Annotated in this window: 14 protein-coding genes; 5 read left to right on the forward strand and 9 right to left on the reverse strand. The window is 69.8% G+C overall.

The genetic code is table 11. The annotated features are described in order from the left end of the window. Positions 1–17: 17 nt before the first annotated feature. Together AB7U46_RS14095 and hemC are read right to left on the reverse strand one after the other, a co-directional pair. The gene (locus AB7U46_RS14095) at positions 18–1,238 is read right to left on the reverse strand and encodes an MFS transporter (RefSeq protein ID WP_428337616.1); all 1,221 of its coding nucleotides are present in this window, start codon (positions 1,236–1,238) and stop codon (positions 18–20) included. A 168-nt stretch (positions 1,239–1,406) separates the two neighbouring features. Continuing rightward, positions 1,407–2,351, reverse strand: a complete 945-nt coding sequence (gene hemC, locus AB7U46_RS14100; RefSeq protein WP_428337627.1) for a hydroxymethylbilane synthase — start codon at positions 2,349–2,351, stop codon at positions 1,407–1,409. A gap of 113 nt (positions 2,352–2,464) precedes the next feature. Between hemC and hemE the strand changes: the two genes are divergently transcribed. Further along, on the forward strand, positions 2,465–3,496 hold the full coding sequence (gene hemE, locus AB7U46_RS14105; RefSeq protein ID WP_428337617.1) for a uroporphyrinogen decarboxylase: 1,032 nt from the start codon (positions 2,465–2,467) through the stop codon (positions 3,494–3,496). Between the two features lie 51 nt (positions 3,497–3,547). Here the strand turns inward: hemE and AB7U46_RS14110 are convergent, their stop codons facing one another. Further along, entirely contained in the window at positions 3,548–5,545 is a 1,998-nt protein-coding gene (locus AB7U46_RS14110; RefSeq protein ID WP_428337618.1) for a DEAD/DEAH box helicase, read from the reverse strand. A 102-nt stretch (positions 5,546–5,647) separates the two neighbouring features. Then, a complete protein-coding gene (locus AB7U46_RS14115; protein WP_428337619.1) occupies positions 5,648–6,106 on the reverse strand; it encodes a MarR family winged helix-turn-helix transcriptional regulator in 459 nt (152 codons plus the stop codon). Positions 6,107–6,212: 106 nt separating this feature from the next. Between AB7U46_RS14115 and AB7U46_RS14120 the strand changes: the two genes are divergently transcribed. Then, positions 6,213–7,844 (forward strand): MFS transporter, encoded by a 1,632-nt coding sequence (locus AB7U46_RS14120; RefSeq protein WP_428337620.1) that lies wholly within the window; start codon positions 6,213–6,215, stop codon positions 7,842–7,844. A gap of 13 nt (positions 7,845–7,857) precedes the next feature. Here the strand turns inward: AB7U46_RS14120 and hemF are convergent, their stop codons facing one another. After that, a complete protein-coding gene (hemF, locus tag AB7U46_RS14125; protein ID WP_428337621.1) occupies positions 7,858–8,739 on the reverse strand; it encodes an oxygen-dependent coproporphyrinogen oxidase in 882 nt (293 codons plus the stop codon). 99 nt (positions 8,740–8,838) lie between these two features. On the opposite strand from hemF, the gene AB7U46_RS14130 reads away from it, so the two are divergent. Continuing rightward, positions 8,839–9,237, forward strand: a complete 399-nt coding sequence (locus AB7U46_RS14130; RefSeq protein WP_428337622.1) for a hypothetical protein — start codon at positions 8,839–8,841, stop codon at positions 9,235–9,237. Between the two features lie 27 nt (positions 9,238–9,264). Here the strand turns inward: AB7U46_RS14130 and AB7U46_RS14135 are convergent, their stop codons facing one another. From AB7U46_RS14135 to clpS, 3 genes are read right to left on the reverse strand one after another with little or no spacing between them, the layout of a single operon-like run. Next, the gene (locus AB7U46_RS14135) at positions 9,265–10,077 is read right to left on the reverse strand and encodes an SDR family NAD(P)-dependent oxidoreductase (protein ID WP_428337623.1); all 813 of its coding nucleotides are present in this window, start codon (positions 10,075–10,077) and stop codon (positions 9,265–9,267) included. A 55-nt stretch (positions 10,078–10,132) separates the two neighbouring features. Further along, positions 10,133–11,203, reverse strand: a complete 1,071-nt coding sequence (locus AB7U46_RS14140) for a methyltransferase (RefSeq protein WP_428337624.1) — start codon at positions 11,201–11,203, stop codon at positions 10,133–10,135. A 35-nt stretch (positions 11,204–11,238) separates the two neighbouring features. Then, a complete protein-coding gene (gene clpS, locus AB7U46_RS14145; RefSeq protein WP_428337628.1) occupies positions 11,239–11,562 on the reverse strand; it encodes an ATP-dependent Clp protease adapter ClpS in 324 nt (107 codons plus the stop codon). 147 nt (positions 11,563–11,709) lie between these two features. On the opposite strand from clpS, the gene AB7U46_RS14150 reads away from it, so the two are divergent. Further along, positions 11,710–12,417: an HAD family hydrolase gene (locus tag AB7U46_RS14150; protein ID WP_428337625.1), complete on the forward strand. Its 708-nt coding sequence runs from the start codon at positions 11,710–11,712 to the stop codon at positions 12,415–12,417. A 247-nt stretch (positions 12,418–12,664) separates the two neighbouring features. Continuing rightward, the gene (locus tag AB7U46_RS14155; protein ID WP_428337629.1) at positions 12,665–14,314 is read left to right on the forward strand and encodes a serine hydrolase; all 1,650 of its coding nucleotides are present in this window, start codon (positions 12,665–12,667) and stop codon (positions 14,312–14,314) included. A gap of 65 nt (positions 14,315–14,379) precedes the next feature. On the opposite strand, the gene ccoS is transcribed toward AB7U46_RS14155, so the two are convergent. Continuing rightward, on the reverse strand, positions 14,380–14,538 hold the full coding sequence (gene ccoS, locus AB7U46_RS14160) for a cbb3-type cytochrome oxidase assembly protein CcoS (RefSeq protein ID WP_428337626.1): 159 nt from the start codon (positions 14,536–14,538) through the stop codon (positions 14,380–14,382). Positions 14,539–14,647 lie beyond the last annotated feature (109 nt).

Below are 14,647 nucleotides of genomic sequence, written 5' to 3' on the forward strand. Positions count from 1 at the left end.
CCGCAGCGCCGGCAGGCTCAGCGGCGGCGGTCGAGCGCCCAGAGCATGCCGCCGCCGATCAGCCCGAGCGTGGCGCCGATCACTGCAGTAAGCGCGTAGCCCGAAAGCGCGGTGCCGATCGCGAAGGTGCCCGCGCAGATCACGTCACCCGCAAGCTTTTGCAGCGCCATCAGCGAGGCCCCCGCGCCGGGCCGCGCACCAAGCAGATCCTGCAGATAGGCCATCGGCTGGGTCAGCACCACGGCGCCGCCGACCGCGCCGAAAAGCGTCAGGATCCAGACCCAGGGCGTCGCGGCCAGCAGCGGAAGGCCCGCGAGATGCACCGCATAAAGCGCCATGCCGAGCCAGATGAACCCGGTGCGCGGCAGCCGGTGCAAGACCGCGGGCAGCGCCAGCATGAAGGGCACCTCGAGCCCCGCCATCAGCCCGGCATAAAGCGCGGTATCCTCCGCCCCGCGCCCCGGGATCGTGGCGAAGACGAGGCCGATCACGATCAGATAAAGCATCACCGCGCCGTTGATCGTGCCAAGCGCCAGCACCCGGATCAGCACCGCGGGCTCGGCGATCTCGCGCAGCGCGGCGCGGAAGCTCAGCCCCGAGCGCGGGTCGGGCCAGCGCGTGGCCCCGTCGCGCGGCCAGAAGGCCCAGATCAGCGCGAGAATCGCCACCGCCGCGATCAGGCAGACCGGATAGACCGCGGTGAGCGGCACGCCGGCGCGGAAGGCCACAGACCAGATCGGCAGCGCGACGACCCAGGCCAGCGCGAAAAGCGCGCGCAGGGTGGAGAGGATCGCGGGGCGGTCGCGCTCGGGATGGGTCGTCGCGGCGAGGCGGGCGAGCGCGAAGAGCTGGCCGAAGAAGGAGCCCGAGATCGGCAGGAGCAGCGCATGCGCGATCACGAAACTCGGCGTGCGCGGGGCGAGCGTGACGAGCCCGGTGCCGAGCGTCAGCGCCACCCCGGTCGCCAGCGCGATCGCGCGGCGATTGGCGCGCTGATCGGCGAGGATGCCGAAGCCCACCGAGGAGGAGACCGCGATCAGCGAGGCGAGCACGAGAATCGCGGAAAAGGCGCCGTCGCTCAGATGAAAGACGGTGACGGCGAGGGTCGAGACATAGGGCGCGAGCGTCGCCGCATGCAGACCGAAAAGGGTGATGAGAACCGCGGCCAGCATCAGCGCCGGATCGCGCAGGATCGGGCGGAAGGGCGAGGCGAGCGTGGCAAGGGACGGGATCGACATGGCCGCCTCATGCGCCCGGGCGGGCGCGGGCGCAAGGGGGGCAAACCGGCAGCCGCGGCTGCGGCGGAGAGGGAGGAGCCTCCGGCGGGGATATTTGGGCACTTTGGAAACCCTGCGCTTCCAAAGTGAAGAAATATCCCCCGCGGAGCGTCCGCAGGCGCCACCGGCTCAGCGCCAGTCGAAGAAGCCCTTCGGCGCCAGACCGAGCAGCTCGCGCGCGAGATCGGCGCCCAGTTCGGCCGCGTCCGAAATCGCGCCGCGGCGGTCGCCGCCGATCGCTTCGGAGCCGTCGGGGCGCAGGATCTCGCCGCGCAGCCAGATCTCGCCGCCCTCGAGCAGCGCGAGCCCGGCGATCGGCGTCTCGCAGGAGCCGTCGAGCGTGGCGAGGAAGGCGCGTTCCGCGCTCAGCCGCTCGCCCGTCGGGCCGTCGTGGATCGGCGCGAGCAGCGCCGCGCAACGCGCATCCGCCGCGCGCCGCTCGATCCCGATCGCGCCCTGCGCGACGGCGGGCAGCATCTCCTCGGGCGGGATCGCCGAGCGCGCGACCGCGGCCTTGCCGAGCCGGTTCAGCCCCGCCATCGCGAGGAAGGTGGCACTCGCCACGCCCTCCTCGAGCTTGCGCAGCCGGGTCTGCACATTGCCGCGGAACTCGACGAGCGTCAGGTCGGGCCGGCGATAGGCGAGCTGCGCGCGCCGGCGCAGGCTCGAGGTGCCGACGACCGCCCCCGTGGGCAGATCGGCGAGGCTGCCATGCGCGAGCGAAACGAAGGCGTCGCGGGTGTCCTCGCGCGGGAGGTAACAGTCGAGGAGCAGCCCCTCGGGCTGTTCCGTCGGCATGTCCTTCATCGAATGCACGGCGATGTCGATGCGCCCGGCCAGCATCGCCTCCTCGATCTCCTTGGTGAAGAGGCCCTTGCCGCCAAGCTCCTTCAGCGGCTTGTCGGCGGCGATCAGCGCGGCGTTGTCGCCGGAGGTGGAGATCACCACGATCTCGAAGGCGCCCTCGGGCAGGCCATGGGCCGCCATCAGCCGGTCGCGCGTTTCGAAAGCCTGGGCGAGAGCCAGCGGCGAACCGCGGGTGCCGATCTTCAGCGGGGATTTCTCGGTGGGCATCTGTTCCATGTCCCCCGCATAGCCGCGACCGATTGCCCGCGCAAGCGGCGCGACGCGCGCGATGCTTGACATTCGGACGCAGGCCGCGATGAAGGGGGCAAAGGAGAGCCCCGATGACCGATAAGACGATCCTGCGCGCGCTGCGCGGCGAGACCCTGCCGACCCCTCCGGTGTGGATGATGCGTCAGGCGGGGCGCTACCTGCCGGAATATCGCGCGACCCGCGCGAAGGCCGGCGATTTCCTCTCGCTCTGCTATGACAGCGAACTGGCCGCCGAGGTCACGCTGCAGCCGATCCGGCGTTACGGTTTCGACGCCGCGATCCTGTTTGCCGATATCCTCTTGCTGCCGCAGGCGCTTGGCGTCGATCTCTGGTTCGAGACCGGCGAGGGGCCGCGGATGACCACGGTGACGACGCCCGCCGAACTGGCCGCGCTGAAGGCCCATGACGACGTGCACGACACGCTCGCCCCGATCTACGAGACGGTGCGGATCCTGCGCCGCGAGCTGCCCGCCGAGACCACGCTGATCGGTTTCGCCGGCGCGCCCTGGACGGTGGCGACCTATATGATCGCCGGGCGCGGCACCCGCGACCAGGGGCCGGCGCATGCGCTCAAGGCCGCCGATCGCGCCACTTTCGCCGGGCTGATCGACCTGCTGACCGAGGCGACGATCGCCTATCTCTCGCAGCAGATCGAGGCCGGGGCCGAGGTCGTCAAGCTCTTCGACAGCTGGGCGGGGAGCCTGAAGGGCCAGGATTTCGAGGATTTCGCCGTCGCCCCCGCGGCGCGGATCATCACCGCGCTGAAGGCGCGCTTCCCGCATGTGCCGGTGATCGCCTTCCCGCGCGAGGCGGGCGAGGGCTACATCGGTTTCGCGAAGAAGACCGGGGCGGATTGCGTCGCGATCGACAATTCGGTGACGCCGGAATGGGCGGCGGCGAAGGTGCAGATCGACGGCTGCGTGCAGGGCAACCTCGATCCGAAGCACATGGTCACCGGCGGGCCGGCGCTGGTCGAGGCGACGCGCCACGTCGTCGAGGCCTTCCGCGGCGGGCCGCATATCTTCAACCTCGGCCATGGCATCACGCCCGACGCCGACCCGGAGAACGTCGCGCTGATGATCGAGACGATCCGCAACGGCTGAGCGGTTCCTGAGTATTTTGGCCAAGGAAAAGGGGGCGCGCGGCCCCCTTTTTCATTTCGTGTAGGGTTTCTTGCCGCCCGGTTTCGGGCCGGGCTTGGCGCCGGGCTTGCCGAATTTCGCCTTCGGCTTGAAGCCGGGCTTGCTCTCGGTCTTCGCCGCGCCGCCATGACCGCCCTCGCGCGCCCAGGGGGCCGATTTGCGCCCCTTCGACGCGGCGCCCTCGCCCTCGGCGCGGTCATATTTGCGGGCGGGTTTCGCCGGGGCATCGCCCTCGGCACGCTCATACTTGCGCGGGGCGCGCGGGGCATCACCCTCGGCACGCTCGTATTTGCGCGGCGGTTTCGGCGCGCCCTCGCCATAGCTCTGGCCCTTGCGATGGGGCTTGCGCGGGGCGCGATCGTCGCCGTCCTTCGACCAGCGCGACGGGCGCGGCGCCGGGCGGTCGAGCCCCTCGGGCGCCTCGGCCAGCGCCTCGACCGTGCATTTGTCCTCCATCACCATCGAGGGCGCGAGCGACCCTTCGAAGCGGCCCGCCGCTTCGGCGTGGATCTGCACGAAGGTGTGGTCCTGCATCACCCGGATCATGCCGATGTCGCGGCGCGTCAGATCGCCCGCGCGGCACAGCATCGGCAAAAGCCATTTCGGATCGACCCACTGGTCATGGCCCATGCTGAGCCGGAACCAGCGCGAATTGCCGAATTCCTCACGCGCGCGCGGCTTGATCGCGCCATCGAGCGTGACCGGGGTCAGGTCTTCGGGCGCGGTGCGGGCGGCGCGGAAATGGCGCAGCACGGCGGCGGCGAGCTGCTTCGGCTCAAAGGCCGCGAGCAGCCGTTCGATGCCGTCGAATTCCTCCGCCGTCGCCGGCTCGGTCAGCGCCGGCTCGGCCAGCATCCGCTCGGCGTCGCGCGCCAGAATGTCGTCGGGCGTCGGCGCGGTTTCCCAGGTGGCGTTGACGCCCGCCTCGCGCAGGAGCCGCTCCGCCTTCGAGCGGACGTTGAACGGCACGATCAGCGCCGAGATGCCCTTCTTGCCGGCGCGCCCGGTGCGGCCCGAGCGGTGCAGCATCCCCTCGCGGTTCTGCGGCAGATCGGCGTGCACCACGAGCTCGAGGCCTGGCAGGTCGATGCCGCGCGCGGCGACATCGGTGGCGATGCAGACGCGGGCGCGCCCGTCACGCATCATCTGCAGCGCGCGGGAACGTTCGTCTTGCGTCAGCTCGCCCGAGAGCGCGACGACGGAAAAGCCGCGGTTGAGCAGCTTGCCGGTCAGATGCGTCACCGCCGCGCGGGTCGAGCAGAAGACGATGGCGCGCTCCGCCTCATGGAAGCGCAGCACGTTGACGATCGCGTTCTCGCGGTCGGACTTGTCGACGACGAGGGCGCGATAGTCGATGTCGGCATGCTGCTCGCGCGCCGCGATGGTCGAGATCCGCTCGGCGTCGCGCTGGAAGACTGCGGCGAGCTTGGCGATGCCCGGCGGCACGGTGGCCGAGAACATCAGCGTGCGCCGCGTCTCGGGCGCCGATTCCAGGATGAATTCGAGGTCTTCGCGGAAGCCGAGGTCGAGCATCTCGTCCGCCTCGTCGAGCACCACGACCGAAAGCGCCGACAGGTCCAGCGCGCCGCGGCGGATGTGATCGCAGATCCGCCCCGGGGTGCCGACGACGATATGCGCGCCGCGTTCCAGCGCGCGACGTTCGTTGCGCGCGTCCATGCCGCCCACGGCGCCCGCGATCACCGCCCCGGCCTTGCCGTAAAGCCAGCCGAGCTCGCGGCTGACCTGCTGCGCAAGCTCGCGCGTCGGCGCCACGACAAGGGCGCGCGGCGTGTCGGCATAGGGCGGGATGCCCCCCCCTGCCATCAGCTCGGAGGCCATCGCGAGGCCGAAGGCCACCGTCTTGCCCGAACCGGTCTGCGCCGAGACGAGCAGGTCGCGCCCCGCCAGTGCCGGGTCGGAGACCGCCTCCTGCACGGGGGTCAGGGCGGCATAGCCCTTCGCGGCCAGCGCCTCGGAGAGCGCGGCGGGAAGGTTTTCGAACTCGGTCATGTCAGGGGCTTTCGATTGGGCGGAAGCGCGGCTTCTAGCCGCTTTCGCGCAGAAGGGAAAGCCCCTTGTGCAAAAGGGGCGCGGCGATGCGCGGCGGGGCGCTCAGCCGCGGCGTTTCGAGGCGCGCAGCAGCGCGTTGAACCGCGCGATATCGGTGGCGAAGCGCTGTCGTTCCGCCTCGTCCCAGCCGGCGAGCAGGCCCTCGAGCCGGGCAAGCCGCTGCCCCTGCATCTCGTCGCAGCGCGTGCGCCCCTCCACGCTCGCGCCGATCAGCGCGCTGCGCCGGTCGCGCGGATTGGGGCGGCGGGTGATCAGCCCGCCCTTTTCCAGCGCCGCGATCTGGCGCGTCACCGTGGAATGGTCGAGCCCAAGCGCCGCCGCCAGATCGCCGCTCGTCCGCGGCCCCTCGCGCAGCGCGAGCAGGAGCAGATATTGCGCGCGGTCGAGCGGATGTTTTCGCGCGCGATAAAGCCCCTCCAGCGCGCGCACGAGCAGCGCCAGATCATGTTCGATGGCCCGCGTTCCGGGCGAGGCCTCCGCCCCGGTCTCTCTCTCCGGCATCACCGTCTCCAATTACTTGCATAATACACTATTTGAACGATACACAAATTTTACAGGGTGAGTCGCCCTGCGGCAAGCCCGCCCCCCTCGTTTCCATGAGTGATCCATGTCGCAATTCCCTTCGGGCGCCCTCCCCGGCGCCGCTTCCGGCCGTTTCCGCGATCAGCCGACCGCCGTCTGGGCCACCGCCTTCGCCTGTGTCGTCGGCTTCATGTCGATCGGCCTCGTCGATCCGATCCTGACCTCGATCGCGGCGGGGCTCAACGCCGGGCCGTCGCAGGTCTCGCTGCTTTTCACCTCCTATTTCCTCGTCACCTCGGTGATGATGCTCGTCACCGGCTTCGTCTCGAGCCGGATCGGCGCGCGGGCGACGCTGCTTCTGGGCGCGGCGCTGATCGTCTGTTTCGCGGCGCTGGCCGGCACCTCGGGCTCGGTGCGTGAACTCGTCGCCTTCCGCGCGGGATGGGGGCTTGGCAACGCCTTCTTCGTGGTGACGGCGCTTTCGGTGCTGGTCGCGGTGACGCGCGGCGGCACCGGGCGCGCGGTGCTGATCTACGAGGCGGCGATGGGGCTTGGCCTCTCCGTCGGGCCGCTGCTTGGCGCGGCGCTGGGGGCGCACTCCTGGCGCTGGCCCTTCTTCGGCACCGCGACGCTGATGGCCGTGGGTCTCGTCTCGATCGCGATCTTCCTGCCCGGCATGCCGAAGCCCGCGCAGAAGACATCGCTCAGCGCGCCGGTCCGCGCGCTCGGGCATCCGGGGCTTTTCACCGTCTCGCTCGCCGGGTTCTTCTACTATTTCGCCTTCTTCGCGGTGCTCGCCTTCGCGCCCTTCGTGCTCGATCTTTCCGCCCATGCGGTGGGGGCGATCTTCTTCGGCTGGGGGCTGATGCTCGCGTTCTTCTCCGTCTTCGTCGCGCCCCGGGTCGAGGCGCGCTTCGGTCTCGTGCCGGTGGTGGCGGTGGCCCTCGCCGGGCTGGCGGCGCTGCTTCTGGTGATGGGATCGGGCAACAAGCCCGCGATCGCCGCGGCGGTGGTGCTTTCGGGCGCGATCATGGGCCTGTGCAACACCCTCTTCACCGAGCTCGCGCTCGAGGTCTCCGACGTGCCGCGGCCGGTCGCCTCGGCGGGCTACAACTTCCTGCGCTGGTTCGCGGGCGTGGTCGCGCCCTGGGCGGTGCCGACGATCGCCGAGCACGCCTCGGTGATGACCGCCTTCGCCGTCGCGGCGCTGGCCGCGCTCCTCGCCCCCGCGACGCTCTGGCTGCGCCGCGCGACGATCGCGCATCACAAGGCCGCCCCCGCCGCGGCACTGGCAAAGCCGCTCGTCGTGGCCGCCGTCGATGGCAGCGCGGCGGATGCGCGCGTGCTCGACCGCGCCGCGGCGCTGGCGCAGGCCGCCGGCGCGCAGGTGCTGGCCCTCCATGTGCGGATCTCCGAGGTGCTCGACGGCGAGGAGGCCGATCCCGAGCCGCGCGCCCGGGCCGAGGCGATCGTCGCCGCCGCCTGCGCGCGGATCGCGGCGGCGGGTCTCCCCGCCACCGGCGCGGTGCTGCACGCGACGCCCGGCCAGGCGGTGCGCGCCGCGCTGACCCGGGCCACGGCGGAAGGGGCGCGCCATGTCGTCGTCGGCGCCCCGCATGAGGGCGCGCTCGACGATCTGATGCACGGCAGTTTTGCCCGGGCGGCGGAGGCGGCAGGCCGTCAGCCCGGCGCACCGCTGATCGAGATCGTGGCGTGAGAGGGCCTTCCCCTCACACCCATTTCGCAAGCGGCGGCAGGCTCATCAGCACCGCATCCGCATTGTGCCCGGTCTCCAGCCCGAATTTCGTACCCCGGTCATAGACCAGATTGTATTCGGCATAGAGCCCGCGATGGATCAGCTGCGCGTCACGGTCCGCCTCGGAGGCGGGCGTGCCGAGGCGGCGCTCGGTCACCGGCAGGAAGGCGGGCAAGAACGCCTCGCCCACCGCGCGGGTGAAGGCGAAATCCGCCTCCCAGTCGCCGGTGTTGAGATCGTCGTAGAAGATGCCGCCGACGCCGCGCGCGCGCCCGCGATGGGGAATGAAGAAATACTCATCCGCCCAGGCCTTGAACCGCGGGTAATAGCCCGCGTCATGCGCGTCGCAGGCCGCTTGCAGCGCGGCGTGAAAATGCGCGGTGTCCTCGGGATATTCGATGCAGGGGTTGAGATCGGCGCCGCCGCCGAACCACCAGGCACCCGGCGTCCAGAACATGCGCGTATTCATGTGAACGGCCGGGGTATGCGGATTGCGCATATGCGCGACGAGCGAGATCCCCGAGGCCCAGAACCGCGGATCGGCCTCCATCCCCGGCACACCGCGCGCCGCCATCGCCTTTTGCGCGCGCGGCGCAAGCGTGCCCCAGACCGTCGAGATATTGACGCCGACCTTCTCGAAGACGCGCCCGCCGCGCAGCACCGACATCTTGCCGCCGCCGTTGTCCTCCCCCGCGGGACCGCTGCGGGTGGTGGGCGTCACCTCGAAGCGCCCCGCCGGGCCCTCGCCCTCGAAACGATCCTCGAGCCCCTCGAAAGCGGCGACGATGCGGTCGCGCAGCTCGGAAAACCACTGGCTCGCCCGCGCCTTGCGGGCCTCGAAATCCTGATCGGTCATCGCTGTCTCCCTTTGCGATCCCCTTAGCAGCCGGGGCGCGCGCAGGGAATTGCGTTTTCGCCCGCGAGGCCCGAGAATACCCCCGTCACGGAGGCAAAGATGCGCAAACTCCCGGTTCTCATCCTCGTCGGTCTTGCCGCCTGCGGCACGCCGCAGGAACAGTGCCTCAACCGCGCCACGCGCGAAACCCGCACGCTCGAAGCGATGCTCGCGACGGTCGAGGGCAATCTCGCGCGCGGATATGCCTGGGAGGAATACCAGGACACGATCACCCATTGGGAGGTCTGCGGCTATGACACGATCACCAAGCCGAATGGCAAGGAGATCGCGCGGCCGCGGATGTGCCTTGACGACGACGTGATCACGCGCCAGCGCCGGGTCGCGATCGACCCCGCGGCGGAGCGGCGCAAGGCGGAGGGGCTGCGCGCGAAGATCGCCGCGATCCGGCCGCAGATGCAGGCGAATATCGCCGCCTGCCGGGCCACCTACCCGGAGTGAACGGCCCGGGGCGCGCGGCGCCCGGCCTCAGTAGCCCGGCACCCCGATCGGGTCGATCAGCCCGCGCCCGCCGTCGATGGTGACGATCTGCCCGGTGACGAAACCGGCGCCGGAGGAGGCGAGATATTGCACCGTCTCGGCCAGTTCCGAGGGCGGCGCGATGCGACCCATTGGCGTGCCCGCGGCGATCGCCTCGCGCCAGTCGGCATGTTCCTTCAACGAAGCCTGCAACGAGGCGCTCATCACCGAGGCGAAGGCGACGCCGTTCACCCGGATCCGGTGCGGCGCAAGCGCCACGGCGAGCGAGCGGATCGCCTGATCCTGCGCGGCGCAGGCGATCGAATAGGCGAGGATCTCGGGCTGGGTGCGGCGCGCGGCGAGCGAGGAGACCGAGACGATCGAGCCGATCTCGCCCTGGCGCCTTCCCTCGCGCTCGGCCTGGGCGATCATCCGCTTCGCGGTGAGCTGCGAGAGCCGCAGCCCCGCCTTCATGTTCTGGCGCAGCATGTCGTCGAGCACGGTGGTATCGGGGTCGAGCGGGTCCGCCGTCGGCGCGAAGGTGCGCGCCGCGTTGACCAGAATGTCGATCCGCTCGAAAGCGTCGACGGTGGCCGAAAGCAGGTTGGCGACGGTCAGCTTCTGGCACAGGTCGCCCGCGAAGATCCGCACCGGCCCCTCAGAGCGCGCCTGATCGCCCCATTCGGCGAGCAGCTTCGCCTCGTCGATGTCGGCGCACATCACCTGCGCGCCGCGATCGAGGAAATGGCGCGCGATCGCGAGGCCGATGCCATGGGCGGCCCCGGTGATGATGGCGGTCTTGCCGGTGATGGCGAGCGACATGGCGGCTCCGTTCCTGATGGGGGGCAGCCCCCGGTTGGGCCAGTGTTAGCGCATTTCAGCGCCGCTTGCGAGAGACGCGACGCTGCGTCGCGGCAGGCGCGGCCTCGGGCCGGGCGGCGGGCTTCGTGGCATGGGCGATCGGGCGTTCCGCGCGGTTGATACGGAAGGCGCCGTCGGGACCGCCGGGCGGGGTGATCTCGGTCACGTCATGGAAAAGCTCGCGCAGGAGCGCCTCATAGGGCAGGTGCCGGTTCGACACCATCCAGAGCGTGCCCGACAGCGAAAGCATCCCCGCCGCGGCCCGGATGAAAGCCTGGCCCAGCCCCGGATCGGCGGCGCGCGAGGTGTGGAACGGCGGGTTCATCACCGCGCCCATATAGCGGTTTTCGAACGTGAACTTCGTCGCATCGGCCCAGAAAAACCGCGCGCGCGGGTCGGAAACGTTCATTTTCGCGCATTCGAGCGCGTCATGCTCCGCCTCGATCAGATCGAGGCTTTCCACACCCTTGTGACCCAGCACCTGCGCCGAAAGCCAGCCCCAGCCGGCGCCGAGATCGACCATCCGCGCGGGCAGCGTCTCGGGCAGGCAGGCGGCGAGCAGCGCCGAGCCGCGGTCGACGCCATCGGCCGAGAACACGCCGGGCAGCGTGGTGAAACCGGGCGCGGGTTCGGAGGGCTGCGCCAGCCAGTCGATCAGCGCGCCGGGCATCGCGTCGAAGCGGAAGATCTTGCCATGCGCCTTGGCGATCGGATCGGAGACCGGGATCCGCCCGCGCAAATCGCGCAGCAGGCTGTCGATGCCGTCGGTCTTCGCCCCGTCGATCCAGACCGGCCCACCGGGCACCACCATCTCGCAGGCCTGCGCGATCAGCGCGCGGGCCTCGGCCTTGGCGCGCGGCACGAAGACCACGGCGGCGACATAGGGCCCCTCGGGCAGCGGCGCGACGGCGATGCCGCGCGCGGCGAGCGCGTCGTGATCGGGGCGGAAGCCCTGCACCGCGTGCAGCCGCGCGCGCGGCAGATCGGAAAGATCGGTCTCGGCGGTGGGGCGGAAAAGCGCGATACGGCCCGAGGCCGGAAAGGCGTCGGGGGTTTCAAGCGCAAGGGACAGGCGCGGATGGCTCATGAGGTCTCCGGAACGGAAGGCGCGAGGGGCGGCGCCTATTCCTTTTCCATGGTGCATTGCAGCGGGTGCTGATGGCGGCGGGCGAAATCCATCACCTGCGCCACCTTCGTCTCCGCCACCTCGAAGGAAAACACCCCCACGACCGCGAGCCCCTTCTTGTGCACGGTCAGCATGATCTCGAAGGCCTGCGCGTGATTGAGCCCGAAGAACCGTTCGAGGATATGCACGACGAATTCCATCGGCGTGTAATCGTCGTTCAGCAACAACACCTTGTACATCGGCGGGCGCTGCGTCTTCGGCTTCGTCTTGAGCGCGACGCCGGCCTCGCCCTCACCGTCGCCCTCGCGGTCGGCGCTCATGTGAAGGGGAAGAAAAGCCAAGGGCGGCCTCCGAGATGCGGGAATCGGCTGGATATCCGGGGAATATAGGAAGATCGTGCCACAAGGAAAGCCTTTGCAGAACGTCAATTGTCCCGATCGGGGCGAAACCGGGCGTCAGGGGGAAGGATGCGGCTGACGGCGATCGGTTTCGACGCGGATGACACGCTGTGGCACAACGAACGGTTCTTCCAGCTGACGCAGGCGCGGCTGCGGGAATTGCTGGCCGATCACGCCGCGCCCGAGCATCTGGAAGAGCGGCTGCTCGCGGCGGAGCGGCGCAATGTCGGGATCTACGGTTTCGGGGTGAAGGGCTTCACCCTTTCGATGATCGAGACCGCGGTCGAGGTCAGCGGCGGCGCGGTGCCCGGCGCGGTGATCGGCGAGATCCTCGCCGCCGGGCGCGAGATGCTGGCCCATCCGGTCGAGCTTTTGCCGCAGGCGCGCGCCGCGATCGAGGCGCTTGCCGGGCATTACCGCCTCGTGCTGGTGACGAAGGGCGACCTGATCGACCAGGAGCGCAAGCTCGCGCAGTCGGGGCTGGGCGATCTGTTCGACGCGGTCGAGATCGTCTCGGACAAGCGGCGCGACACCTATGAGGCGGTCTTCGCGCGCCACGGGTCGGGCGCGGCGGAGGCGCTGATGGTCGGCAATTCGCTGAAATCCGACGTGCTGCCGATGATCGCGGCGGGCGGCTGGGGTGTGCATGTGCCCCATGCGCTGACCTGGGCGCTCGAACATGCGACGGCGCCCGCGGCGCATCCGCGCTTTGCCGAACTTGCCGATCTCGGCGGTCTGCCGCCGCTCGTCGCGGCGATCGCGGCGGCGCCGGGCTAGGGCCGCGGTAACCCGCAACCCCCGCCCACCAAGGAGCGCGTCCCCCCTCCCGCGGAGCCACGAGATCTTGCGCCGTTGCATGAAGGTCGCACTGAAAGCGATTGAAAATAGGCGGTTTTCAGTGATGAAAACCCGTGTTACGCTGGCCGTCAAAGCCCCATGCGCGCGCGAGCGATCGCGTCACTCAATTGCGCAGACAAAAACCGGGGCGAGAGGCAGTATAAGGGTAAGAACCGTGACCACGCTCATGCGCTGGGTCCGTCAGGGGCTGTTGGCATTTCTTCTCGTTCTGGTTCCGGCACTCGCATTTGCGGCGCCTTTCGCCGCCTATGTGATGGATGCGCGCACCGGTGAGGTGCTCTACCAGAAGAACGCCGACACCCGGCTGCACCCGGCTTCGCTGACCAAGATGATGACGCTGTATCTGACCTTCCAGGCGATCGAACGCGGGCAGGTCAGCCTCGACAGCGTCGTGACCGTGACCGCCCATGCGGCGAGCCAGCCGCCCTCGCGCCTCGGGCTGCGCCCGGGGCAGAAGATCGAGCTGCGTTACCTGATCCGCGCCGCGGCGATCAAATCGGCCAACGATGCGGCGGCGGCGATCGGCGACTATCTCGGCGGCGACGAGGCGGGCTTTGCCGCGAAGATGAACGCGATGGCGAAGTCGATGGGGATGAAGAACACCACCTTCAAGAACGCCAACGGCCTGACCCGCGAGGGCCATATGTCGACCGCGCATGACATGTCGATCCTCGGGCGCCACGTGCTTTACGATTTCCCGCAATATTACAACCTGTTCTCGCGCCGCACCGCGGATGCGGGCATCGCCAAGGTCGCCAATACCAACCGCCGTTTCCTCGACGCCTATGAGGGCGCGGACGGCATCAAGACCGGCTACACCGTGCCCGCGGGCTTCAACCTCGTGGCCTCGGCGCAGCGCGGCAACAAGCGCATCATCGCGACGATGTTCGGCGGCACCTCGACCGCGCAGCGCAACGCCAAGGTGGCCGAGCTGCTCGACCTCGGCTTTGCCCGCGCGCCCGGCAAGGTCACCCCCGAGAAACCCGAGCCGCCGGCCGTGCTGATGGCGAACAACGACGTCGCCGGGCCCGAAGTGACCGGCACCAGCATCGCCGACAGCGACGAGGGCGAGGACAATGCCACCCCCGTGGCCGAGGCGAAGCGGATCATCGTCGCGCTGGCGCCCGACACCAGCCCGCGCCCGTCGAAGCGCCCGGGCGTCGGCCGCGACAAGCGCGCGGCGATCGAGATGGCGCTCGCCGATGCGGCGGCACCGCTCGATCCGGCGGCGCCCGCGGAAGTGGCCGAGCTGCAGAATGTGAACTCGGTCGTGGCCCAGGCCGCGCAGGGCGACAGCCCGCGCCCGGCGGCCGCGCCGCGGGCGGGCTTCGTGCAGGTCTCCGCGCCGCAGCCCGAGACGCTGGCGATGATCGACCCGGTGAACGGCACCGATGACGAGATCGCGCAGGGCGACACCGATCCGACCGGCCCGGTCTTCGTGCAAAGCGCGACGCCGCAGCCCGAGACCCTGGCGATGACCGGGGCGAAGCGCAACGACACGGTGATCCTCGCCGCGCTCACGCCCCCCGCCCCCGCGCAGCAGAAGACCCGCGAAGTGGTGGCGCGCGCCTCCTCCTCGGGCGGGCGGAACTACGGCATCAACCTCGGCAAATACGCCTCGCAATATGCGGCCGAGCGCGCGCTGATGAAGACCGCGCTGATGGAGAGCGACACGCTTGGCGATGCGCTGCGCAAGGTCGCGACGCGCAAGACCGGCTATGAGGCGAATTTCGTCGGCCTCACCCAGCAGGGCGCGCAGCTCGCCTGTGCGCGGCTTTCGGCGCGCGGCAGCGATTGCACGGTGATCGGGCCCTGAGCCCCTCCCCCACCGCAGGAAAAAGGGCGCCTCCCGGGGCGCCCTTTTCGTTTTGACCTGTGGGGTCAGACCTTCGGATGGTCGTCGTATTTGTCCGAGAGGATCCGCTCGCCGTCGCCCTTCGGATCCTCATATTGCTTCGTGCGCAGCGACCAGAGGAAAGCGACGAGGCCGAAGCCGCCCAGGAAGAGCGAGATCGGGATCAGATAGGTCAGGACGGACATCGGAAAGCCTCACTTCAGCCGCAGCGAATTGAGCGACACCGTAATCGAGGAGAAGGACATCGCCAAGGCCGCGGCGAGCGGCGTGGCAAAGCCCAGAAGCGCGATCGGC

The organism is Paenirhodobacter sp., from assembly GCF_050177655.1.
In the GTDB taxonomy this organism is placed as follows: Bacteria; Pseudomonadota; Alphaproteobacteria; order Rhodobacterales; family Rhodobacteraceae; genus Rhodobacter.